Annotated in this window: 24 protein-coding genes; 11 read left to right on the top strand and 13 right to left on the bottom strand. The window is 42.4% G+C overall.

The features are described 5' to 3' along the window. Positions 1-12: 12 nt before the first annotated feature. Both Q9G97_RS01035 and ppx read right to left on the bottom strand, forming a co-directional pair. A complete protein-coding gene (locus tag Q9G97_RS01035) occupies positions 13-816 on the bottom strand; it encodes an acetyl-CoA carboxylase carboxyltransferase subunit alpha (RefSeq protein ID WP_305899377.1) in 804 nt (267 codons plus the stop codon). Positions 817-1,079: 263 nt separating this feature from the next. Continuing rightward, positions 1,080-2,624, bottom strand: a complete 1,545-nt coding sequence (ppx, locus tag Q9G97_RS01030; RefSeq protein ID WP_305899376.1) for an exopolyphosphatase — start codon at positions 2,622-2,624, stop codon at positions 1,080-1,082. A 321-nt stretch (positions 2,625-2,945) separates the two neighbouring features. Between ppx and Q9G97_RS01025 the strand changes: the two genes are divergently transcribed. Further along, positions 2,946-3,368: a DUF962 domain-containing protein gene (locus Q9G97_RS01025; protein WP_305899375.1), complete on the top strand. Its 423-nt coding sequence runs from the start codon at positions 2,946-2,948 to the stop codon at positions 3,366-3,368. A 140-nt stretch (positions 3,369-3,508) separates the two neighbouring features. Here the strand turns inward: Q9G97_RS01025 and hemL are convergent, their stop codons facing one another. Next, complete coding sequence (gene hemL / locus Q9G97_RS01020) at positions 3,509-4,810, bottom strand: glutamate-1-semialdehyde 2,1-aminomutase (protein WP_305899374.1); 1,302 nt, start codon at positions 4,808-4,810, stop codon at positions 3,509-3,511. A 176-nt stretch (positions 4,811-4,986) separates the two neighbouring features. Here hemL and Q9G97_RS01015 point away from each other — a divergent pair, with 176 nt between their 5' ends. Further along, positions 4,987-5,397 carry a hypothetical protein gene (locus Q9G97_RS01015; RefSeq protein ID WP_305899373.1) on the top strand — a complete coding sequence of 137 codons (411 nt, stop codon included), beginning with the start codon at positions 4,987-4,989 and terminating at the stop codon, positions 5,395-5,397. A gap of 41 nt (positions 5,398-5,438) precedes the next feature. On the opposite strand, the gene Q9G97_RS01010 is transcribed toward Q9G97_RS01015, so the two are convergent. Further along, the gene (locus Q9G97_RS01010) at positions 5,439-5,792 is read right to left on the bottom strand and encodes a zinc ribbon domain-containing protein YjdM (protein ID WP_201571100.1); all 354 of its coding nucleotides are present in this window, start codon (positions 5,790-5,792) and stop codon (positions 5,439-5,441) included. A 237-nt stretch (positions 5,793-6,029) separates the two neighbouring features. Between Q9G97_RS01010 and Q9G97_RS01005 the strand changes: the two genes are divergently transcribed. Next, positions 6,030-6,782, top strand: coding sequence for a folate-binding protein YgfZ (locus tag Q9G97_RS01005; protein WP_305899372.1), 753 nt, complete (start codon positions 6,030-6,032; stop codon positions 6,780-6,782). A gap of 55 nt (positions 6,783-6,837) precedes the next feature. After that, the gene (locus tag Q9G97_RS01000) at positions 6,838-8,157 is read left to right on the top strand and encodes a D-amino acid dehydrogenase (RefSeq protein WP_305899371.1); all 1,320 of its coding nucleotides are present in this window, start codon (positions 6,838-6,840) and stop codon (positions 8,155-8,157) included. A 92-nt stretch (positions 8,158-8,249) separates the two neighbouring features. Here the strand turns inward: Q9G97_RS01000 and Q9G97_RS00995 are convergent, their stop codons facing one another. Continuing rightward, complete coding sequence (locus Q9G97_RS00995; protein WP_305899370.1) at positions 8,250-10,454, bottom strand: molybdopterin oxidoreductase family protein; 2,205 nt, start codon at positions 10,452-10,454, stop codon at positions 8,250-8,252. 393 nt (positions 10,455-10,847) lie between these two features. Between Q9G97_RS00995 and Q9G97_RS00990 the strand changes: the two genes are divergently transcribed. Continuing rightward, positions 10,848-11,051 carry a CsbD family protein gene (locus Q9G97_RS00990; RefSeq protein ID WP_201571090.1) on the top strand — a complete coding sequence of 68 codons (204 nt, stop codon included), beginning with the start codon at positions 10,848-10,850 and terminating at the stop codon, positions 11,049-11,051. Between the two features lie 596 nt (positions 11,052-11,647). On the opposite strand, the gene Q9G97_RS00985 is transcribed toward Q9G97_RS00990, so the two are convergent. Continuing rightward, on the bottom strand, positions 11,648-12,355 hold the full coding sequence (locus Q9G97_RS00985; RefSeq protein WP_305899369.1) for a ZIP family metal transporter: 708 nt from the start codon (positions 12,353-12,355) through the stop codon (positions 11,648-11,650). Positions 12,356-12,888: 533 nt separating this feature from the next. Between Q9G97_RS00985 and Q9G97_RS00980 the strand changes: the two genes are divergently transcribed. After that, positions 12,889-13,266: a hypothetical protein gene (locus Q9G97_RS00980; RefSeq protein WP_305899368.1), complete on the top strand. Its 378-nt coding sequence runs from the start codon at positions 12,889-12,891 to the stop codon at positions 13,264-13,266. A 110-nt stretch (positions 13,267-13,376) separates the two neighbouring features. Here the strand turns inward: Q9G97_RS00980 and Q9G97_RS00975 are convergent, their stop codons facing one another. The 4 genes from Q9G97_RS00975 to phoB form a co-directional block, all read right to left on the bottom strand. Continuing rightward, positions 13,377-13,688 carry an NGG1p interacting factor NIF3 gene (locus Q9G97_RS00975; protein WP_305899367.1) on the bottom strand — a complete coding sequence of 104 codons (312 nt, stop codon included), beginning with the start codon at positions 13,686-13,688 and terminating at the stop codon, positions 13,377-13,379. Positions 13,689-13,698: 10 nt separating this feature from the next. Next, complete coding sequence (locus Q9G97_RS00970; protein WP_305899366.1) at positions 13,699-14,346, bottom strand: DNA-3-methyladenine glycosylase; 648 nt, start codon at positions 14,344-14,346, stop codon at positions 13,699-13,701. Between the two features lie 124 nt (positions 14,347-14,470). Then, positions 14,471-15,565, bottom strand: coding sequence for a phosphate regulon sensor histidine kinase PhoR (phoR, locus tag Q9G97_RS00965; protein ID WP_305899365.1), 1,095 nt, complete (start codon positions 15,563-15,565; stop codon positions 14,471-14,473). Between the two features lie 93 nt (positions 15,566-15,658). Beyond that, positions 15,659-16,357 (bottom strand): phosphate regulon transcriptional regulator PhoB, encoded by a 699-nt coding sequence (phoB, locus tag Q9G97_RS00960; protein ID WP_201571072.1) that lies wholly within the window; start codon positions 16,355-16,357, stop codon positions 15,659-15,661. Positions 16,358-16,707: 350 nt separating this feature from the next. Between phoB and pstS the strand changes: the two genes are divergently transcribed. The 5 genes from pstS (at position 16,708) to phoU (ending at position 21,673) form a co-directional block, all read left to right on the top strand. Next, the gene (gene pstS / locus Q9G97_RS00955; RefSeq protein WP_305899364.1) at positions 16,708-17,823 is read left to right on the top strand and encodes a phosphate ABC transporter substrate-binding protein PstS; all 1,116 of its coding nucleotides are present in this window, start codon (positions 16,708-16,710) and stop codon (positions 17,821-17,823) included. Positions 17,824-17,929: 106 nt separating this feature from the next. Further along, positions 17,930-18,880 carry a phosphate ABC transporter permease subunit PstC gene (gene pstC / locus Q9G97_RS00950; RefSeq protein ID WP_201571065.1) on the top strand — a complete coding sequence of 317 codons (951 nt, stop codon included), beginning with the start codon at positions 17,930-17,932 and terminating at the stop codon, positions 18,878-18,880. 38 nt (positions 18,881-18,918) lie between these two features. Continuing rightward, on the top strand, positions 18,919-19,812 hold the full coding sequence (gene pstA / locus Q9G97_RS00945; protein ID WP_305899363.1) for a phosphate ABC transporter permease PstA: 894 nt from the start codon (positions 18,919-18,921) through the stop codon (positions 19,810-19,812). A gap of 118 nt (positions 19,813-19,930) precedes the next feature. Further along, on the top strand, positions 19,931-20,854 hold the full coding sequence (gene pstB / locus Q9G97_RS00940; protein WP_371747897.1) for a phosphate ABC transporter ATP-binding protein PstB: 924 nt from the start codon (positions 19,931-19,933) through the stop codon (positions 20,852-20,854). A gap of 84 nt (positions 20,855-20,938) precedes the next feature. Further along, the gene (phoU, locus tag Q9G97_RS00935) at positions 20,939-21,673 is read left to right on the top strand and encodes a phosphate signaling complex protein PhoU (RefSeq protein ID WP_305899362.1); all 735 of its coding nucleotides are present in this window, start codon (positions 20,939-20,941) and stop codon (positions 21,671-21,673) included. Positions 21,674-21,762: 89 nt separating this feature from the next. Here phoU and Q9G97_RS00930 read toward each other — a convergent pair whose 3' ends face one another. The 3 genes from Q9G97_RS00930 to purC form a co-directional block, all read right to left on the bottom strand. Beyond that, positions 21,763-22,140 (bottom strand): hypothetical protein, encoded by a 378-nt coding sequence (locus Q9G97_RS00930; RefSeq protein ID WP_305899361.1) that lies wholly within the window; start codon positions 22,138-22,140, stop codon positions 21,763-21,765. Positions 22,141-22,395: 255 nt separating this feature from the next. Next, on the bottom strand, positions 22,396-23,487 hold the full coding sequence (locus Q9G97_RS00925) for a glycosyltransferase family 4 protein (RefSeq protein ID WP_305899360.1): 1,092 nt from the start codon (positions 23,485-23,487) through the stop codon (positions 22,396-22,398). A gap of 179 nt (positions 23,488-23,666) precedes the next feature. Beyond that, entirely contained in the window at positions 23,667-24,380 is a 714-nt protein-coding gene (purC, locus tag Q9G97_RS00920) for a phosphoribosylaminoimidazolesuccinocarboxamide synthase (RefSeq protein WP_305899359.1), read from the bottom strand. Positions 24,381-24,412: the final 32 nt, after the last annotated feature.

Here is a 24,412-nt window from a genome sequence, read left to right as displayed (position 1 = left end):
AATCATTAGCGACTAAGCAGGTAACATAGTTTCCGAGTTAAAGGCTTTTAGCTTCTCATAGCGTAGCTCAGTAAGCGCGTCAGCATCCATAGCTTGTAGCTCATCTAATTGCTCTAATAATAATTTCTTTAAAGCACTCATCACAGGTTGTGGCTGCAAATGTGCACCCTCACCTTCGTCAATAACCGCATCAATAATACCTAGCTGATACAAGTTAATAGCGTTTAGCTTTAATGCTTCACTAGCATCTTGTGCTTTTTCAGCCGTCTTCCAAAGAATAGCCGCACAGCCTTCAGGAGAGATGACCGAATAGATGCTGTTTTGGAGCATATTAACCTTGTCACCGACGCCAATAGCCAACGCACCACCTGAGCCGCCCTCGCCGACTACGGTCACAATAATAGGCACTCTTAAGCTTGAGAATACGGCAATGCTCTCAGCGATTGCTTGCGCTTGACCGCGCTCCTCAGCACCAATACCAGGATAGGCACCTTGAGTATCAACAAAGGTCATCACTGGCACGTTAAAGCGCTCAGCCATCTTGACTAAACGAATCACCTTACGATAACCCTCAGGATTGGCCATACCAAAGTTATGCTCAAGACGTTCACGGGTACTACGCCCACGGTGTTGACCGATAACCATCACCGGCTTACCATCCAAACGAGCTAAGCCGCCAATGATTGCTTTGTCATCGGCAAAGGCACGATCACCGTGCAACGTATCAAACTCAGTAAATAGCTGATTCACATAATCCATAAATAATGGACGCTTGGCATGTCGTGCCAGCTGAACGCTTTCCCAAACGGTGCTCATAGACTTATCCTTTTTGTCGTTTTATATAAGGCTGCATATAGTATTTATTCGTTGCCGTTAGCCCTTACTTTTATAAAAGCACTTTAAAAACCACACGGCAGTACAAATGTAAACTCAATAAAAGCATAGTAGCACAGTTGAGTTAGCGCTTGTTATCAATTAGATTATTTTATAGCTGACTATTTTAACGACTATTACTTTGTGGTTTAACATATTAATAGTTGGCGTTTAGTAGGTTAATAATTAGCGTTTCACCATAACTATCAAGCTTCCGCTTTAACTTTGGCTTCAACGACACTTAACTTAATACCCCATTTTGCAAACTGTTCGATATCAGCATATAAATCTGAATATAAAAAAGCATAATGCTTTTTTTCAGTGCTAACGGTGATTTGCCAGCAGTTAGGCTCAGTAATGAGCAGCTCCATACTCGGCAGATCATATTCACTACGGCTATGATGGGCAAGAACCGCAAGTCTGAGCAAAAGACATAAATAAATCAGCTGATCACCGCCAATAAGGCAAGTTTGCTCAAGCATATCGGCTTTGAGTTTGCGCCGATGCGATAATACTAGCTGCGCCATGCGCTTTTGATCGACTTGTGAGAATCCAGGAATATCAGAGTTCTCTAATAAATAAGCGCTGTGCTTATGATAGTTACTATGACTGATGGCCAAGCCTATCTCGTGTAAGTAGGCAGCACGGCGTAACAAATCACTATCATCACTGGTTAAATGCAAATTGTTTTTGACTTGTTTAAATAAATAACGGCTGGTTCTGACCACTTGGCGAGCTTGTTTTTTATCCACTGAATAGCGTTTGATCAGCGATAGCACACTACGATCACGGACATCTTCACTGGCAAAGCGTCCGAGCATGTCATACATCACGCCTTCACGTAGCGCTCCATCAGAGTAGGCAATCGTACTAATACCTAATACTTTCATAGTCGCACGTAATACGGCAACACCAGCTGGGAACACCGCTTTACGATGCTCTTTCACTCCTTCAAGCTCGATATCTTTGACATCGCCTAGGCTTATTAGGAGTTTCTCTAATTTTTTGACGCCTTTATACGTGATGCGCTCTTGCTCATCAGACCAGCCTTTGGAGACCAGCACATTACGTACCGCCTTGATAGTACCACTAGAGCCGATAACACTATTCCAGCCTGTTTTTTGATACTGACCATTGATGGCTAAGACCTCTTTGCGCGCAGCAGCAATAGCGGCATTAAAAGCCTTATCGGTGATTGCGCCATCTGCAAAGAATTTTTTGGTAAATGCCACACAGCCCATCTGTAAGCTTTCGGTCAATAACGGATCAAAGCCTTTACCGATGATAAACTCTGTTGAACCGCCTCCGATATCTATCACTAAGCGCTTATCACTACTGGCATTGGTATGAGAGACGCCTAAATGAATTAAACGTGCTTCTTCGCGTCCTGCGATAATCTCGATAGGCTTAGGGAGTATCTCATTAGCGCGCTGGATAAAGTCATCCGCATTTTTGGCTTGACGCAAGGCGTTGGTGGCGACAATACGCACCCGGTCCGCTGGCACCGAATCTAGGCGCGCAACAAAGCGGCTTAGACAATCAAGGCCACGGCGCTCAGCGGCGGCACTTAAAATATTTTGCTCGTTCAACCCTGCTGCTAGCTGCACTTTTTCGGACAAAGACACTACTTTTCTGACTTCACCATGATCAAGGCGTGCAATCGCTAAATGAAAGCTGTTAGAACCGATATCGATAGCGGCTATAAGCTCGTCATTAGCAAGCGCTGGATTCGTAAACTGGGTTTTGAGCATAAGAAAAAATGTTACCCTATATGATGGATGAAGTTTGGCGAATAACGACACGTTTTGTCATTAAAGCATTTATGCCATACCCTGACAAGGCATTGATAATCAAGGCGCTGTCGCTCACCAATAAACTGCGCTTATATCACGCTGAGTCTCTAGTAAATGCTTGTGTTATATCACATGGTTTGCTACATTTAGTTGACCCAATATATTATAAATAACAATAACTTAGCGACTGTTCAAATAATTTTACAGTAGGACTTTATTAAGTTAGACGTAATCTATATTCTATTTATATCAAATGATTTTTTAGCAAAGGATGCTATTATGACTAATCGAACGGCTAAGACCAATATTAAGACCAGAACTCAATCTGATAGCGACGTTGCTCAAGAGGCTAACGCTGATCTTATAGCCACGAATACACCTGCTCCACAAAAATTTTATGATTTTTATTTAGCAGAGCACCAAAATATGGCCTGTCGTCGCTTGCATTTTGCAGGCAGTAGCTTTGGCTTATTGGGACTGGCGAAGTCTATAAAAAATCGCTCTTTTAGACCTGTATTAAAAGGTATCGCAGCAGGCTATGCTTGTGCGTGGGTTGGGCATTTTTTCTTTGAGAAAAACAAACCTGCTTCGTTTAAGTTTCCTTTGAAAAGCTTCGCTAGTGACTTTCGTATGTATGGCGATGTACTACGTGGCAAGCTGAGCTTAAAAGATACTAAGTTTGATAAGATTAAGATGAAATAAATTGTTGTTATTTACATAAATTGAATGTTGCGTAGGGTACAAAGACTTTAATAAAAATTTGCATAAAAAAACCAGCAAAATTATTTATGCTGGTTTCGTTTGGAATGAACCTATTTTTGCTTAAAGCATCAAAACTTCCTTTAAGCCTTTGCCATCTCAGCAAAGATCTCATCAGCGGCTTTAACCGATGCGTCTAAATCTGCATCGCTATGCTTAATCGACATAAAGCCTGCTTCATAAGCCGACGGTGCTAGATAAATGCCACGATCAAGCATGCCATGGAAGAAAGTATTAAAGGCTTCCATATCGCATTCAGTCACGTCATCAAAATTCGCCGGCGTCGCGGTATCATTATCTTTGACGAAGAACATACCAAACATCCCGCCAAGCTTGTTAGTACGCATATTGATGCCATGCTTATCGGCAGCCTCCTGAATACCATCGACTAAATACGCCACTTTCGCTGATAGCTCATCATAGAAGCCATCAACCGTTAAGTCTTCAAACATCGCGATACCTGCTCGCATAGCAAGCGGATTACCTGATAACGTACCTGCTTGGTAAACGCCGCCCATCGGCGCGATACACTCCATAATCTCGCGTTTGCCGCCGAACGCGCCAACAGGCAAACCTGCACCAATGATTTTACCGAAACAAGTCACATCGGGCTGAATATTAAAATGCGCCTGCGCGCCACCAAGTCCAACGCGAAAGCCCGTCATGACTTCATCAAATATTAGCACCGCGCCATGCTCAGTACACTGCTCACGCAAAGTATCATGGAACGCTTGCTCAGGGATGATCATGTTCATGTTACCGGCGATAGGCTCAACAATCACACAGGCGATGGTCTCGCCCCACTTCTCAAAACAGTCTTTGATCGCTTGCGGATTATTAAAGGGAAGAGTAATCGTATGCTTAGCAAAGTCCGCTGGCACGCCTTTAGAAGTTGGCTCGCCGATATCGAGCATACCTGAGCCTGCTTTGACCAATAAGCTATCTGAGTGACCGTGGTAACAGCCTTCGAATTTGACGATATTATCACGACCTGTATAGCCACGCGCCAGGCGAATGGCACTCATAGTCGCCTCTGTACCTGAGCTGGTCATACGGATCATCTCAACGCTCGGCACGATGTCGCAAATAGTATCAGCGACTGTGGTCTCAAATGGGGTTGGCGTGCCAAAGCTTAAGCCATCTTCGGCGGCTTTTTTGACCGCATCGATGACTTTTGGATGCGCATGACCTAGAATCATCGGCCCCCAAGAGCCGATATAATCGATATAAGCATTGTCTTCGGTATCATAGATCTTACTGCCTTCAGCACGATGCATAAAGACAGGCGTACCACCAACCCCAGCAAAGGCGCGAACGGGCGAGTTCACACCGCCAGGGATATGTTTGCGAGCTTGGGCGAAAAGTTGTTCGTTTTTAGTACTCATATTAGTGCTCATAGTTTACCTTATTTCATTTATTATCTTTTGACATTGGATTTTAAAAATATTGAAATTTAAACAACCACTTTTAGAATGTGTTGAAATTAATTTTTGCTAATACCTTGCCATTTGTTCTATAGTAAAACAGCCAAATAAACTTTTGTTGATCACGGAGTAAGCAAATGATGATGACAGATAATACGAGCAATAAAGCTGAAAACAGCGACACTATAGAAGCTTCAGCTCTCGCTCCAATGAAAACCGAAGAAGCTATGACTATCATTCAAACGCTCATTGACGGTATCAATCCTCTATCAGATGAGCCATTGCCTGATAATAGCTTATGTCTAAATAGTGACATTCAACGCGCTTTGCAAGCGACTATACCTGCGCTTGAGAGTCGTATCAGATACGATGCGCGTAAAGCCAACTTGCCTGCCAATGCAGGGAATCCTTGGACAGATGCAGAAGATCAGCAACTAGCAGATGGTTTTGACACTGGCAGCTCTGTTGCTACTTTAGTTGAGCAGCATCAACGTACCAAAGGCTCAATCACTTCACGGCTTATTAAACTAGGTAAGATAACTGGCTAAGCGCTCATCTAACAAAGTTTTAACCAAAGCTTTAAATGACGTTAAGCCTTTTTGACCACTGACGACTTAAGTTTCATTGGGCCATGACCTTCAACCTTACAGTCGATATCGTGACCGTCGGTGGCATCAGGTAGTAGGCGAATACTTTTAGCCTTGCTACCGACTTTTATGACTATTGATGATCCTTTTACTTTTAAGTCTTTGATTACGGTAACAGCATCGCCGTCTTGTAGCTCATTGCCAACAGCATCGCGAATCACCGCATCTTGCTCAGCGCTCTCGGCAACTTCTGTTTCTGCTGCTGTCCACTCATGAGCACACATTGGACATATCAGCAGTGACCCATCTTCATAGGTATATTCAGCGTCGCATTTTGGACAATTAGGTAAGCTCATAGCCATCTCTTTAATTATTATAGATTAGATTTGCGATTACTCATTCATTGTACCGTATGTCGCTGTTTTTGACTAATGTGCAACCAATGCCTACGCTTGCAAAATGCTGGTTTAACACTATCTAATGCTTAGCGTCAGAGTTTTTTACGGTTAGCTTTTTTGTGGTACTCTTCTTGGGTCTATAAAATAACTCTAAAAAATTTTAACTCACTAAATTTTGTACTTAGGATAATAACAATGAGTCAATCTACCAACCTAGCAGCTCTACCGAAATTTGCCCAACTTACTATTCAAGGTATTGATGCTGAGAAATTCTTACAAGGTCAATTAACTTGTGATGTCACCAAGCTAGGCCTTAGCTATCAAGCGGCTGCTATCGGCAATCTAAAGGGTCGTATCGAGTTTGGTATTTGGATCAAAAAACAAGCCGAAAAGCATTACGATGTTGTTATCAGCGCCGATTGTGCAGAGGCCTTACAAGCGCACCTCAATAAGTATGGTGCGTTCTCTAAGTTCGATACTAGTGCGCCAGTAGCCATATATCCTTGTGTACTCGATGAGGTGCCAACCTTTAGTCATAAAGACAGCCATGACACTCCAGAGAATACAGCCATTTGGGCGCAATGCAGTGTAGCAACAGGTAATTATTGGATAGTAGCCGCAACGCAAGGCGAGTTTCAACCGCAGGAGCTACGCCTGCATCAGCGCGGTGGTATGGACTACGATAAAGGCTGTTATTTGGGTCAAGAAGTGATCGCTCGTATCTACTTTAAATCTGCGCCCAAAGCGTTTTTGCACTATGTAAAAGGGTCAGGCGAGACGCCAGCAGCAGGCGCAAAGCTTGATAAAATTCAAGTGGTCAATGCCACAGTAGTTGATGAGGGTTTTGAAGCTTTAGTCGTGGCACGTCCAGAGCAGTTGGCGCAGAGTGATCTAAGTATTCTCGACTTGCCGCCTGCTCTACAAGCAGATGTCGCTCGTCTTAAATAAACAGTAGCAAGCACGTTTAGTAATGCCAGCAGAGTAACTATAGAGACTTTAGATTATGACACATATTGCGGTACTTGGCGCGGGCGTTGTGGGCGTAACGACTGCTTGGTATCTACAAAAGGCGGGCTATCAGGTCACTGTGATCGAGCGTGAGGCCGCCGCAGCTATGCAGACCTCGTTTGCTAATGGTGGTCAAATATCGGTATCGCACGCCACGCCTTGGGCCAATCCTAAAACGCCGATGAAAGCACTCAAATGGCTATTCCGCGAGGACGCACCTCTGCTATATCGACTGCGCGCTGATAAAGACCAGCTAAAGTGGGCAATGCAGTTCTTGCAGGAATGCCGAGCGGATCGAGCCGATGACAATCTCGTACAAATGGTACGCTTAGGACTATATTCGCGAGCGACTTTGCAGCAGCTACGACGCAATATCGATATTCAATACGAGCAGCAAACGCGCGGTATTATGCACTTTTATACCAGTCAAGCTGAGTTTGATGCGGCAGTTGCACCCACTGAGCGCATGCAAGAGTTGGGCTGTGAGCGGCACTTTATCGACGTTAATACCGCAGCTAGCCTTGAGCCTGCGCTCTACCCTATCGCTCATAAGTTGGTTGGTGCGACTTTTACCAGTCGTGATGAATCAGGCAACGCGCATCTATTTACTCAGCGCTTAGCACAGAGTTGCGCGGCAGCTGGTGTGCACTTCATGTACAATACTGAGGTTTTGGCACTAAACACTGATGCGCACTCTAATCGCCCGCATGTACACAGTATTACCATACGTCCTAAAGGTGAGAACGCACAAACCTTTAGCGCTGATAGTCATGTGGTAGCGCTAGGTTGTTATAGTACAGCGCTGCTCAAGCCTCTAGACGTGCATCTGCCTATATTTCCTGCTAAAGGCTACTCAGCCACTTATCGAGTTAACCTTCGCGCCCCACATCTGGCGCCGTTTATTAGTCTAATTGATGATGAGTATAAGCTCGTTATTTCTAGGCTTGGCGATAAATTGCGCGTTGCAGGAACCGCAGAATTCAACGGCTATAATATGGACTTAAATAGCGTGCGCTGTGCGGCAATTACTGAGCGCGTACGCTTTTTATTTCCCAAGGGCATCATTGCCAACTCAGTAGATTATTGGACAGGGCTGCGTCCTATGACGCCATCCAATGTGCCACTCATTGGACGGGCGCATTGTGGTCAAGTGCGTCACGGCAGTGAGAACGTGGATGCAACCTTTGATAATCTATGGCTGAATACCGGTCATGGTACGCTAGGTTGGACGCATGCTTGCGGCTCAGCCAAAGCGATTAGCTTGCTTATGCAAGGCGAGAAGCCACCCGTTAAGTTTGATTTTATTGGCGTATAATTTTACAAGGTTCTAGACATGAATAAGCGCCCTAGATGAGCGCTTATTTAGTTTGAGGCTCTAATTAATTTAAGATTTAGATCATTAATTTCTCAGGCTAGACTTTTTAAATTAACAGTTGCTAGCGATTTAGATTCTGTCTCTATAGCCTCAAGCTGCACAGGTACGCCGTTGACAGCTGCATTACCACACAGCTCATCAATCAAAGTATCATCGGTCAGATCATTGACACTGACCCCAGCATGCGCTTGCGCAATCTTTTGCCTGACGCCACGGCGACTATGTCCAAAGCCGTGTGGAATACTGACTACCCCAGGCATGAGCTCATCGGTAACTTCTGCGACAATGATAACGCTGCCCACGCGTGAAGTCACTTTGACCTCTTGACCATCCACAATTTTGTATTGCGCTGCCGTCTCAGGATGCAGCATTAGAGTACAGCGCGATTTGCCTTTTACCAGTCGATAGCTATTGTGCATCCATGAGTTATTACTACGCACATGGCGACGACCTATTAATAAAATTTGGCTGTCATCGTAGTGCTGCATCATCTGTTGTACGCGCTCTAAGTCCGCTTGATAAAAATCCACGTTCATATTAATCTGCTTATCGGCATGCTGTAGCGCATCAGGTAGCATACTTTGTAGCGCTCCTAAATCGACACCATGAGGATTATCGATTAACGTTTCTAAATCGATATCATCATAAGGACCATGCTTTAGAGCTTGATCGAGCAAGAACTTTGGTCCAAGCTTCTTGGTTAGATCACGTTCGCCTTTACGCTTGTCTTTAAGAGCATCAGGCGCGTACCTTTCTAAGCGCTCTGCTAGCTCTAAGTAGATCTCCCAGTCATGCTTTTCATTGTCCTTTTTGTCAAACAACGCTGGCGAATATTTAGCCACATTATGTACAGCAAAACCATTAAAGGTGACATCATAATGATCACGCTCTAGCGCCGAGACTGGTGGCAAGATAATATTGGCATGGCGACTGGTCTCATTGACATAGTAGTCAAGCGCGACCATAAACTCTAACTGCGACAATGCCTTGTCTAGTTTTTCACCATTTGGCGTGCTCAATACAGGGTTGCCCGCCACGCACATAAAGCCCTTTAATTGCCCCTCGCCCGCGACTAACATCTCATCACTCATGGCGACAGCGGGATACTCACCATTAAAATCAGGGAGGTTGCTGACGCGGCTATGGCGCTTGCCCAAATAGCCTGGTCCTGAATTGTTGACCACATCGACCGCAGGATTAGGGAACATCAAACCGCCAACTTCATCTAAGCGACCACTGACAATATTAATTACCATAGCTAGATATTGACTTAATAAGCCAAATTCTTGCACCGATATACCCATACGTCCATAGCATACTGAGCTTTCGGCCTCACAAAACTCTTTAACCAAGCGCTTAATCTCAGACGCACTGATACCTGTAATACTAGCAACCGACTCAGCACTATAGTCCTTTGCAAAAGTCGCCAACTTATCAATCTCAGGCGCTAACGCTGCGGCTCTATTATTAGGGCGAGCCTTGTCAGCATAGCCTTGTAAGTAAATTTCATTGAGCATGGCTAATAACAATAGAACATCGGTCGCAGGACGAATAAAGTGGTGCTCACTGGCAATCTCTGCGGTCTCTGTGCGTCTTGGGTCAATGACCACTACTTTACCACCGCGCGCTTTGATATCTTTTAGCTTTTGGCGCATGTTTGGCGCACTCATGATACTGCCGTTTGACGCGAGTGGATTACCACCGATGATTAGCATATAGTGCGTATTATTAACATCAGGTACAGGAATACGGAGCATATGTCCGAACAGATGCATACTGACGATATGATGCGGCAATTGATCGACTGAGGTCGCAGAGAAGCGACTGCGCGATTTTAAACTATGCAATAGATACTTAATGGTGAGCATACCACCCATATTATGGACGTTTGGATTACCCAAATAGATCCCAAAAGCGTTTTGGCCATACTGCTGCTGTACGGCTTGAATACCTGTGGCGACTTTGTCTAACGCCTCGTTCCAGCTAATCTGTTTCCAACCGTCAGCGGTGCGCTCGACAGGGTGACGCAGACGATCAGGGTCTTCATATAAATCCTGCAACGCAGTCGCTTTTGGGCAAATATACCCTTGAGAAAAAGGGTCATTCTTATCGCCTTTTATTGATAACACCTTTTGACCATCATGCTTTATCTCAATGCCGCACATCGCTTCACACAAGTTACACGTTCTAAAATGCGTTTGTTCCATGTCTACAACATCATTAATAATATCAGCCATAATAACTTTCCTTGTTTATTGACCGTTTCCTTATGATTCTTTCACTTTATTACTTTTAAGAGTAAGCTTGTAGTGTTTATTGTGGCGAATGCGTTCATTATTACTTTTCTCTAGATAATCTCAGATACAGTAAGCTATATAATAGTTGTCGTTTTAATAATACAACTGCAATAAAATAACTTCGATAACATAATGGCGTGAATAATCATCATCAAGTAACACTATAAACATTGGATATACAGACAACTCAAGTGCGCACCTCTATATTAGTAGTCACAAGTTAGTTAGCTTAGTGGCAACTATTTTACTTAGAAGCAATGACTTCAAAACAAATATAAGTTAAGTAAGTTGCTCAGATTATGAAAACCAATAAACAAAATAAGGAATAAAACAATGAATGAACAGACTCTAAAAGGTGATTGGAACCAGATGAAAGGCTCAGTAAAGCAAAAATGGGCTGATCTTACTGATGATGATTTACTACATATTGAAGGTAGTCATGACAAGCTCGTAGGTAAAGTCCAAGAGCGCTATGGTCATGCAAAAGATGACGCTGAACGTCAAGTCACTGAATGGCGTACTGAAAACAAATACTAACCTCAGATGTAGTATCAAGCTTTAAGACTCAAAACACAAAAATCCGCACCATTCAATGATGCGGATTTTTATGTTTTTATATTACAACGAAACAGGCTATTAGATACTCATTGCGTTATCTGAGCACTTTAATAAAAATATCTTATATTTAATAGCATCTAATGCTAAATAGAATCTTAGGCTAAATAGCTATATACAATCGTTAGATACAATAAAACCGCATAACATCAATTTGCTATGCGGTTTTATCGTCAACTATCCTTGTATTTTATTACCATTTTCATCTTTGCATCCATGCAAATAAAAAATATACGGTAATAATCGAGCATCCTGCTCAATACTTGCAATTACTGTTAGTGGTTCTCTACTACCAGCGTAGGTCATGTGTCCTTGCTTCGATAGCTATTGTCATCCTGACGCTAACAATCGAATCATTGTCCTTAACACGGTAAACTCAATCCTTGAGTCACATTCCCTGATGCCGTGTGACTATAATGCCAAAATGTTAACCGTTTGTTAAGAGGTATTAACCTCTTTGCTTGTAAGCATATGCTTACATGATTATAAATTAGTCTTCATTTATGACTATTGCTTGGCTAAATAATCATCTCGCCTGCTATGCCTATTAAAAAGCCCAGCGTAGCTCCTAATGATGTCATGTAGTTATTATCTAGCTTACTTTCAGGAATAATATCTTGAATCAATAGATATAAGATACCACCACTCGCAAAAACCATCAAATGCGCTGTCAAATCGGGGTGTTGTCTGAGTAAAAAATGCCCGATAAGCGCTGAGATAATCCCGAAAAAGCTCAGTATAAAGAAAATAACTAAAGTCTTTTTGACACTGAAGCCGCTTTGTACTAAGTCGCGAAACGAGTTAAAGGATTCAGGCAGGTTTTGTAAGCCTATAAACACAGCCAATAATAATGCCATCTGTGGCTCGATTGCGAATACCGCACCTAAGGCAATAGACTCAGGAACGAAATCCATCATCATCGCAAGTAGGGTAGCTTGCTGACCTCCTGATTTGGCTAAGCGCTTATCAATGAGCATAAATAATATAGCCCCCAATGAAAACGAGCCTATTACCCCCCAAACGCTAAGTGTCTCTATGCCTTTTGGAACCAGCACTAAAGCGATCGCTGATAGGATTATTCCAGCACCAAATGACATTAAGGTATGCACAATCTCATACTTCACAGGACTATCTTTGACATGATGATCGAATAAATTGGCTAATAATCCGCCAATGAATACGGTTACTCCTGCAAACCCTGAAAAGAGAATAAGTTTAAGTAGCATTAATGATGACCCTATTTTTGATCCCGCTAAGTTTGGGATTTTTCTGAAATCAAGTTTGTATAGTGTTAACGCTAAAGAATGTCTTTGACAACCCTATTCTAATTAAAAATAAGTAATGATTACTTAATCTAGCCCAATAATTACAACTTATAAACCGTATTGACATTGATGGCTAGTGTTTAAGGACTATTATCGCTAGACGTAAAAATTAATTTAAAATAATGTTGAATATAAGATTAAAAATGAGTCGCGCTACCCTACCATTAAGCAAAGCGCGATCAACAAGTTCAGCAATCAAAGCTATAACGTCACCGACATTGAGCTTGATGAACAAGACAATCGTGACGTTTTTGAGATTGAAGCCGAACGTGGTAATCAAGAGTACGATATTATCTTAAGCTATCCTGACTTAAATACTATCAAGTTTGAGAAAGATTAAGTTTTTGGTATGTTTATAGTTTTGACTGCATTACCCAAGTAGGCTAGCCTATAGCTCTACTAGAATTTTTTACTACTTTATAGGAAATATCTTTATGAATAAATTACCATCTTTGGGCTCAAAGATCGCTGCTAGTAGCTTTATCGCCGCTTTGTTGACCGTGACTACTGGTTGTGTCACTGCGCCTGGTGGCTATAATGATTATGGCGATATTTATGAGGATATCTATAAAGATACCGACGTCTATAAAAAGAATAAAAAATCCATCAAATCAATCGAGAAAGATATCTATCGCCCTGCTATCGAGCAGCGCGCGGCTAATAAAGTCGCTAATATGGGCTACCGTGTCAAAGATGTAAAATACAAAAAGGGCGACCGAACCATCAAGGTAAAAGCTAAACGCGGTAATGATAACTATAAGATTGAGCTTGGGTATCCCAACTACAACGTAATTAAAGTCAAAAAAGACTAACTTAAGCTTTTGTTTATGTTCTGCCTTTGTACGAAAAGCCCAATAGAGCAATAATCGATCTATTGGGCTTTTTATAAGCTAATGTCAAAATCTTGCATTAAAAGCCTGCGTTAAAATTTTAATACTGCTATCACGTCATATGCTGGCGTCTCATAAGGGTGTGATTGTTTTAAGGCATCGATAACGTCTATCATTAATGACTCATCTACGACCATCTCCACTCGCCATTCATTGACGGTCTCTAAGCTATCATGCGAGCCGATATGCGGGGTGCTACCTGCCATAGGCTTAAATTGTCCTGCGCCTTTTACTTGCCAGCAGCACTGCTCATAGTTACCAATCTTGCCAGCGCCTGCTGCAAATAGTGCTGACTTGACCTGATCTAAAGCTTCCTCTGGAATGAAGACGGTTAGCTTATACATAGATACTGTCCTATTTTTTAGAAAGTGAGGGATGATCAGTCCAGATATAGCGTAATAGCCAGTCTTTGGCCTCTCCTGCATAATCAATACCAATACGCGGACGCACTGACACAGGAGGTTTGCAGCCGTCATCCTCTATCCAAACCTCTGATTCAGGGTCGATAGCTTTGCCATATAACGCGCTATCAATCTGTAAGCGCTTGGTCAATTTGCCAGGTCCTGCAAACTGCTTAACATGGGTTAACTGCTGGTCAGCGCTAAGCGATGATTCTTCAACCAAACGCTCACTGCTATCACTCAAAAACCCAGCTCTTATAAGCACAGATTCGGGCGAGCCTACTGGGCCGCTGATCAGGTTGAGCATACTATGGACACCATAAGTAAGGTAAACATAGAATACGCCACCTTTACGATACATAATCTCGGACTTTTCTTTTTTCTTTGCCACATGTGCTTGTACTGATCCGTCAGCGTCACCTATATAAGCTTCGCTCTCAGATATCCGCATGCGTAACGTTTTTTGTACACCGTCACTATCGATTAGCTGTCGGCATAGTACTTTACCTATTAAGTCGGCAGCTACGACACAAGTGGGTCGCGCAAACCACTCAGGCTCTAGTACCATCGCCTTATTAATTGAGGTTTTAGAGGTTACCATTCATGAGACCTTTTTTTATTTTATAGTAGCTAACAATTTAGCATAAAAAAAGAATGTGACCACATTGACGTTGTTTGCACTGTGTTTAAGGATTGTTTGAAAACAAGACTACAAAGCTATAGTATCAGCACTCAGGAGTAACTCGAACATACGCACTTGGAAACAGCGCACTAAAGGTCGAGCCTACCCCTTCTGACGACTCAATCTGCAAAGTCGTCTCATACTGATTTAGCACATGTTTTACAATAGCCAGTCCCAAGCCTGTACCGCCTGTAGCACGACTGCGCCCACTATCAACACGATAAAAACGCTCAGTCAAACGCGCGATATGCTGTGCCGTAATACCAATACCATTATCAGTCACTGAAAATCGACACCCTGTAGCAGTCCTAGTCCAATTGATAACGATATCACCATTTTTTGGAGTATATTTAATAGCATTAATGACCAAATTGGACAGCGCACTATTTAGATACATCTCTGAGCCATAGAGACCATCATAGGTGTCTATTTGCAAATGGATAGTATGGCCATACTCATGATTATAAGCCTGAGCGTCGCTATAGATATGGGTCAGTAGCTTGGTCATATCTATATAATCTAGTTCCTGATTCTCTTCAATTTCAATACGAGATAGCAGTAATAAGTCATTGACCACTCTATTCATACGAGCCGTCTGCTGAGTCATCAGCTCAAAGCCGCGGCGCCACTGCGGTAATATATCCTCTTGCTCAGAGAAATTCTCTAGATAACCCATCAGCACAGTCAGTGGCGTACGTAGCTCATGTGAGACATTGGCTACAAAGTCCTGTCGCATTTGTTCTAAGTGGTGCAAACGAGTCACATCATCAATAATAAGTAGCTTTTCATTGCCAAACGGCGTGAGCTCACACTTTAGATAGCGATTAGGGTCTCGCCATGATGGCATATCAATACCACTGCTATGATTCTGCGTATCTTGATAATACTCTCGAAACTCAGCGGCCGTAATAAACTCAAAAATACTTCTGCCTTGATCAGTTGTGCTCAATAACAACAAGTCTGCGGCCGCTTGATTCCACCATTCTAGCCCATCATCATCGTTGAGTAAGATGACAGCATCTCTTAACGCTCGCAGCGCGCTTCCGATCTTTTTGAGTTGATCCATTGTATTTTTCGAGGAGGTTTTTTGCTGGTTGTCTTGTTGGTGACTGTCTGGTTGGCTATTGTCTATCGTCATCGTGTTTTTCCCTTATCCTCTATCTTTATTACTGGCTGCTATGGTGTCATCGACGCCCTTTTCTTTACTTTGTCTTACCTAATCTGCATGTCGCTATTCAAGATGACTAGACAGCCTATAACCTGTACCACGAACGGTTTGAATCAACTTATCACAGTCGTAAGGATGTAGTAATTTACGTAAGCGTCGAATATGTACATCAATAGTGCGATCTTCGATATAAACGTTGCCACCCCAAACTTGATCTAGCAGTTGGGTGCGCGTATAAGCGCGCTCTGGATGACTCATAAAAAATGCCAGCAATCGATATTCCGTCGGACCCATATCAATGATATTTCCTTGAGCGGTGACGCGCTGGCTTTTTGGATCTAAGCTTAGCTGACCGATCTCGATAGACTTATCACTGCTGAGCGCATGACTACGACGCAATACTGCTTTGATGCGTGAGATAAGTTCACGGGTTGAAAAGGGCTTGGTCATATAGTCATCAGCCCCAGCATCAAGACCATTGATGAGACTATCCTCTTCGCTTTTGGCAGTCAGCATAATGACTGGTATCTCAGACAGCATCTCATCACTTTTGAGCATGCGACAAAAATCAATGCCACTTCTATCCCCTGGTAGCATCCAATCAAGCAATATCAGCGCAGGCCGATGATCCACTACTTGTTGGTGCGCCTCTGCAATATCAGCCGCCTGCAAACTCTCAAAACCAGCCATCTCTAGCGTCATCACAATCATTTCACGAATGGCAAGCTCATCTTCGACAATCAATATCTGCTCGTTACGCATACTAAGGTCTCGCTGATTATTAAGGTGTAAGTTATTAAGATGTGAGTTATTAGGGTATCAGTTATTAAGATACAAGATTGAAGTATCAAACTTGAAAAAAAGGCATAGAACACTCGCCAATGTAGGCTCATTAAACCTATTAATTGTGACTATTTAATGACATTAATCTTTAACCTTTGAGGTAGCACTCTTTTTTATAAGTAGATAGCAAGCTTTTCTATAAAAACGCTTTATTTCATCAAACTGTCATATTTGCTCGTTACGATGTACTCATTAACCACAGAGCATTACTGCGGTGTGGTCATTGTGATTTATAACGACCCAATACTCAAATAATTTTAGGAGACATAATGCGTTATTCGTTCATGGCTATAGCCATCGCTAGTACCTTTGCCTTAACCGCTTGTAATCAAGCCACCACTAGTAATGAAACTACCGATTCTGTCATCTCAACAGCAGCTGACAGCGTCTCTATGAATATTACGGGTGCGGGCGCTTCTTTTCCACAGCCTATCTATGCCAAATGGTCAGACGCTTATAATAAAGCAACAGGCGGACAAGTAAATTATCAATCCATCGGCTCATCAGGTGGTATCAAACAAATTATTGCTAAAACAGTTGATTTTGGCGCCTCAGATGCACCAATGACTCCTGATGAGTTAAATGAGGCTGGTCTTATTCAGTTTCCAACGGTTATCGGCGGTGTGGTTCCTATTGTCAACATCGAAGGTATTGGACCTGGTGAACTGAAGCTAGATGGTGCAATGCTCGCTGATATCTACCTTGGCAAGATCAGCAACTGGAATGATCCTGCTATTGCTGCCATGAACCCTGACTTGACTCTTCCTGATGCGGCCATTACTACGGTATTCCGCTCAGATGGTTCTGGTACGACGTTTAACTTCACTGATTATTTAGCCAAAGTCTCAAGCACTTGGAAAGACACTATCGGTGTGGACAAAACCGTAAAATGGCCAACCTCAGCCACAGGCGCTGGCGGCAAAGGCAATGAGGGCGTCTCAAGCTACGTGAATCGTATGCAGAACTCTATCGGTTATGTCGAATACGCTTATGCTAAGCAAAGCGGCTTGGCACATGTTGCTCTCAAAAACGCTGCTGGCAATGTGGTACAACCCTCAGCTGAGAGCTTTGCCGCGGCTGGCGACATCGATTGGTCACAGCACGAAGGGTTTTATAAAGTTATTACTAACTCTGAAACCGCTCAAGCTTGGCCTATCGCTGCAGCTACTTTTATCTTAGTCCATAAGCAACCGCAAGATGCCAAGCAAGTCGCAGGCGCTCTAAGCTTCTTTGATTGGGCTTATGCTCAAGGTGATGATGATGCCCTAAACCTCGATTATGTGCCTTTTTCTGATACTGCCGTAGCGCTCTTCAAAGCAAAATGGAACGAAGTGGTCGATAGCGAAGGTAAGCCTGTTTATCTTCCAGCCGACAAGCCTATTTGAATTAGCAATTAGATTGGCAGTGCATTTAGCAGTTAAAGTAATAACAACACTCGTTAAGCAAGCTGATCATAGATTGTAGATTATACATTAGAGTATTGAGGGTTTTATGGCAGATTTAAAATCTCAACTGGTAAAACAAAAGCGTTACGATGCTATTTTTGTCAACGCCACCAAAGCATTTGCGCTCTTAGTGCTATTGTCGCTTGGCGGTATCACGCTCTCATTGCTCATCGGGGCTTGGCCTAGTATCACTGAGTTTGGGCTAGGGTTTTATACCAGCAATAACTGGGATACGGTAAACGATCAATATGGGGCACTCGCCCCTATTTACGGGACGCTGGTCACCTCTTTTATCGCTATCTGTATTGCCGTTCCTATCAGCTTTGGCATTGCTATTTTCTTGACTGAATTATGTCCTAATTTCCTAAAAAAGCCGTTAGGAATCGCTATTGAGCTGCTGGCAGGTATTCCTTCTATTATCTACGGTATGTGGGGATTATTTGTGTTTGCACCGTTTTTTGGCGATCACATTCAGCCTTGGTTTATTGAAAACATTGGTCCCTTGCCTATCATTGGTCAAGTTTTTACCGGAGCGCCTATGGGGCTTGGTATGTTTACCGCCTCACTAGTGCTGGCTATTATGATTATTCCCTTTATTGCCGCCACTATGCGCGATGTTTTCTCTGTCGTTCCTGATTTATTAAAAGAATCCGCTTATGGCATGGGCGCTACCACTTGGGAGGTGATGTTCAAAATCATCCTGCCCTATACCAAAGCAGGTGTGGTTGGTGGAGTCATTTTAGGACTTGGTCGGGCGTTGGGTGAGACGATGGCGGTAACCTTTTTGATTGGTAATGCTTTTAATATTAGCCCCAGTTTATTCACATCAGGGGTGACTATTACTTCAGCTTTGGCTAATGAGTTTGCTGAGGCATCTAGTGAGTTGCATTTAGCCTCATTATTGCATTTAGGCCTCATTCTTTTTGTCATTACCTTTATCGTACTATCGATATCTAAGCTGCTGCTAATGCGTATTGACCAAAAAGCTGGCAACTAGTCGCGATAATATCAAACATAAAAAAGGATAGACGCCCGATGAATTCAGCACCTACTATTACTCCTGTATCCAGCATTGAAAAGCGCTACAACCAAAGCCTATATAATCAGCGTCGTCTCATAAATAGATTAGGGCTTGGGTTTGCTACATCCGCTATTATTTTTGGTTTATTTTGGCTACTTTGGATTTTGGTCACGCTGTTTGTTGAAGGCTTTCAAGGTCTAATGCAGATGCCCGTATTTACGGCAGATACACCGCCGCCTATGGGAGAAGGTGGTCTGCGTAATGCTATCGTGGGTTCGGTGATGTTGGCATTTTCGGGTTTAGCCATTGGTGCACCCATCGGCATGATGGCTGGTATTTATTTAGCTGAATTCTCACAGGGTAGCTTGCTTGGCAAGGTTACCCGATTTTTAAACGATATCTTACTGTCTGCTCCCTCGATCGTGATTGGTTTATTTATTTATGCATTAATGGTCAAAGGTCAAAGCTTTTCAGGGTGGGCAGGAGCATTGGCCTTGGCACTGATTGTGATTCCCGTTGTCGTACGTACGACAGAAAATATGCTAAATCTAGTGCCCAATACTTTACGTGAAGCCGCCTATGCATTGGGTACACCAAAATGGAAGCTAGTCAGTACGGTGACCCTAAAAGCGGCCAAGGCTGGCTTAACCACAGGGGTGCTATTAGCATTTGCACGTATTACTGGTGAGACCGCCCCTCTGTTATTTACCGCATTAAACAACCAGTACTTTAGTACTGATATGAACGGGCCACTGGCCAACTTGCCCAATACCATTTATCAGTTTGCAATGAGTCCTTATGATAATTGGCATTCGCTAGCTTGGGCGGCAGCGCTACTGATTACCGGTACAGTATTGCTATTAAATATTATGGCGCGGTTTATCGGTGGTAAGGATCATACGAGATAGCTCTCTATCTAAGACATATCTCAGCGCTGTAAGAACCCCAGTGAGCAGTACGATTCACAGCATGCCTTAAAATAAAGATAGCCCCTTTAACAAGATATTGAAATAGTTGGATAATATTATGTCTGATGTACTAGAAAGAAAAGCGACTAAGCAAAGCGTAGCTAAGCAAAGCATAACTAATAGAAGTAGCCAACATGATTTACTGAATCAGCCATTAGGTCAGCTACAGCAGCCCGATAGTGAGGGTTTAACCAAACAAACCATAGCGGATATGCCCGATAATATGCCGCCTAGCAAGATTACTATTAGGAATTTAGATTTCTACTACGGTGACTTTAAAGCCTTAAAAAACATTAATATTAATATTCCAGAAAAAAAAGTAACGGCTTTCATTGGCCCCTCAGGCTGCGGAAAATCTACATTGCTACGTACTTTAAACCGCATGTACGACTTATATCCTAATATGCGTAGCGAGGGTGAAATCACCCTCGATGGTAATAATATTCTAGCTAAAGATTTAGATGTCAACCTGCTACGGGCGCAAGTGGGTATGGTCTTTCAAAAACCTACGCCGTTTCCTATGTCTATTTATGACAATGTGGCATTTGGCGTCCGTCTGTATGAGAAGCTAAGCAAAGCTGAGATGGATGAGCGTGTCGAGTGGGCTCTCAAAAAGGCAGCATTATGGCTTGAGGTCAAAGACAAGCTCAAGGCCTCAGGATTGTCATTGTCAGGTGGTCAGCAACAACGCCTCTGCATCGCGCGTGCAGTGGCAACTAAGCCTGAAGTATTACTTTTAGATGAGCCAACCTCAGCGCTTGATCCTATATCCACTGGCGCTATTGAAGACTTGATTACCGACTTAAAAAACGACTATACCATTGCTATCGTGACTCATAACATGCAGCAGGCGGCACGCATCTCTGACTACACCGCCTACATGTATTTGGGGGATATGGTCGAGATGGGTGAGACCAATCAAATATTCACCAGCCCAGCACAAAAAGCCACTGAAGATTATATTACCGGTCGTTATGGCTAAGTCACTATTTATTTAAGCCATTATTTTAAGTAGTTATTTAAGCACAGCCATCTACAGTAGTCCCTTATTATCAAGGAAGCAATTATGCCGAACACAGGAAAGCATCTATCAAAGAGTTTTGATAATGATTTAAATGAAGTTGTTGAATTATTTATACAGATGGGACACTTGGCTGCAGAACAAGTCGCGATTGCGACACGCGCTTTGATAAGCGCAGATGAGCCGACCGCGAAAAAAGTAATCGCTGATGATCATATAGTCAATCAGTTAGAGATCAAAATCGATGAGCTTATTATTCTATTGGTTGCCAAGCGCCAGCCAGCCGCCAATGATTTACGATTAATCATGGCTCTTAGTAAAGGTATTGTCGACTTTGAGCGGGTGGGTGATGAAGCCGAAAAAATAGCACGCATGGCATGCCGATTAATTGAAGATGGCGCCTCTCCTAGAGGCTATTTAGAAGTTCAGCATTTATCCAATCAGGTACGCTTAATGCTGCTTGACGCACTTGATGCCTTCTCACGGATGGATTCTCAGCAGGCATTTTCGGTATTGCAAAACGATGAGTCAGTCAATGAAGAGTATCACTCTGCCACGCGATCTCTTATGACTTATGTCATGGAGGACAGCCGTCACGTGTCTAAAGTGATCAATATACTATGGGTATTACGCGCATTAGAGCGTGTTGGCGATCATGCCAAAAATATCGCTGAGCTAGTTATCTTCTGTACTAGTGGTAAAGATGTGCGTCATACGGATTTTTTGCGAGTAGAACAAATCGTCCAACAAACCGCCGATGCTAATATGAATAACCGATAGTCTATCTTACTTGAGCTCAGATCAGTTTAAGTTATCTAAAAGTGCTGTCTCAACTGTCGCCGCCAGCGGTAGATAGTTGGATACTCAATCTACGTTTTAAAGTAATTCTTTAAAGACACGTGAGGATTCTTATATTCTTCTTGCAATAGTTTTATAGCATCATCGTAATCATTCGTGTTGAATGTTACGTCTTCATTAGCAGTGATATCAGAGTCTTGAGCTGCTAAGTAGTTACTTAACCGTTCTAGATTATAATTAATATATCGATGCTCTTCAGTGCAATGGATACATCTAAATACATTGCCCCTTTTGCTAATAGGTACGGCCATCCCTCCACACTTACAGGCGATAGAATGTTTCCTTAGAATATTAACCGTATCGTTAGTTAAAGGGCATCGGACAGCTTCAGCTTCGATCTTAGAGGCCTTATTTTGGAACAATATTTTTAGTTTATCAAAGACAATCATCTAAATCTCCGTATTTATGTTCCAATAATAGAATTTATATTACATCAGACATAAACAAAAGTACACGTAAAGTTACAATCAAGATACTTTGAAATACTCTAATATTGCTAGTAGGAATTTTTTGCAGCCTCTGTATGCATAGGCAAAGCAAGCAAGCAAAATTTATACCAGTGACACATAAATGTGTCGAAATTACTTTTATAAAACTAGGGTCTGTTGCACTAGTTATAGAGCCTATTAAGATAATACTCTATGCTATTCAAGATTTTTAAGTAAACTCAACCACTCCTCTATGATAGTATCGGGTTGATAAATCTCGACTTTTTCTTTACCTTTTAAGCCAATCCTTACTCTTTGCTCATCATCCTTCATCAGATGAATTAACGCTAAGGCGAGTTGGCTAATATCATTTTTAGGCACTAGAATAGAGCCGGTATCTTTTAGAACTTCTGCAGGCCCAGGTCCACAATCAAAACTAACAATAGGAAGACCAAAGGCTAAAGCCTCCGTCAAAACCATACCGAACCCTTCTATCCGAGAGGGCAAACAAAATATCTCCGCCTGTTTGTAATAGTGACTCACATCGTCAGTCGCACCAACCAGTTCCACACTCTCGGTTATTTGATTGGCTCTAATAAACTGAGTTAACTCTGCTCTTTGCTCACCCTCGCCTACTATTTTCAATCGCCATTCTGGCATAACTGTGACGATATGCAGCCAAGCTTTGAGTAACAAGTCGAAGCCCTTATCTCTGTCTAGACGGCCAACTGCTAATACTATCTTTTTATTTTCCTTAATATACTCTTGCACTGGAAACGGACAAGGATTGGCTATAGCGCTGATTTGTGACTGGTGACGAGTATGTTTTAGCCAATACTCTTTATCTCTTTGAGTTAAAACAACGACTGAGTCGCAATATCGTGCTGCTAAATGTCTGAATAAAGAGCTTGCGCTCATCGCTTGATTAGGATCAAAGTTAAAATGCTCCCAGCCTATATGTTTTACAGTTAAGCCTAAAGTTGCCGGTAGAGTATAAGGAATACACTTAATGTCTACTGCCATTACTATGTCGATACTTTGCGTTTTTAACAGCTTTCTTATTTTATAAATAATATTAGTTTCATAAACGATATTAGGAATACGATTCCAATTAGCATGTTCAGAATCTGATAATGGAATTATTTTAATATCTTTATTAAGTGGAAAAAAAGGGGTATCACAAGGTCCGATGCTAGCTAAGATTACCTCATGACCTGCATCCAATAGACCGTTAGCAATCATAGAGCCTACTCTCTCAACGCCAGCACCTTTGTTGAGACCATAAAATAATACCATCAAAATCTTCAAATCGATTGCCTTGTGCAGTGATATACAAAATCATTCATTATGAGATCATATTATTTATAATGTAAGCGAACTATCACACCTTTTGACGCTGTATTAAATATGAAAGGCTAAAAAAAACTGAGCATAAAGCTCAGTTTTTTTCGTTAAAATAAATTATTAGATTGTCACTTCATAAGCTACTAATTCAAAGGTACACCGATACGGCGAGCGACTTCTTCATAGCCTTCAATCACATCGCCTAATGACTGGCGGAAACGGTCTTTGTCGAGTTTTTTCTTAGTAGTCTTGTCCCAAATACGGCAGCCATCTGGCGAGAATTCATCACCTAATACAATACGGTCATGATATACGCCGAACTCTAATTTAAAATCTATCAGTATTAGATCACCAGCATCGAATAGCGCTGTTAATACCTCATTGACTCGATAAGTCAGCTCTCGCATTTTTGCTAACTGCGCCTCTGTTGCCCAGCCCAAGGTCACCGATAACGACTCATTGACCATTGGATCACCCAGCGCATCATCTTTATAAAATAGCTCAAAGGTTGGTGGATTGAGCACACACCCTTCTTCTAACCCTAGCCGACGCACTAAGCTACCCGCTGCGAAATTACGCATAACGCATTCGACCGGTACCATATCCATGCGCTTGACCAATACTTCATCATCAGACAGCTGCTTTTCAAGATGAGTCTCAATACCTGCATCGTTCAGTTTTTGCATAATAAAAGCGTTAAAGCGATTGTTCACGACGCCCTTACGCGCCAATTGCTCAATACGTTTACCATCAAGTGCTGAGGTATCATCACGAAAGTGTAAGATTACAAAGTCATTATCATCGGTCTCATAGACAGATTTAGCTTTGCCTTTATATAGCAGTTTTTGTTTTTGCATTAAAAGTATCCTGTTCATTCAAGCTGATAGTA

This window comes from Psychrobacter sp. M13 (genome assembly GCF_030718935.1).
Taxonomy (GTDB): domain Bacteria; phylum Pseudomonadota; class Gammaproteobacteria; order Pseudomonadales; family Moraxellaceae; genus Psychrobacter; species Psychrobacter immobilis_G.
Note: the sequence above shows the minus strand (reverse complement) of the source record. Positions and strands in the feature narration are given on the sequence as shown.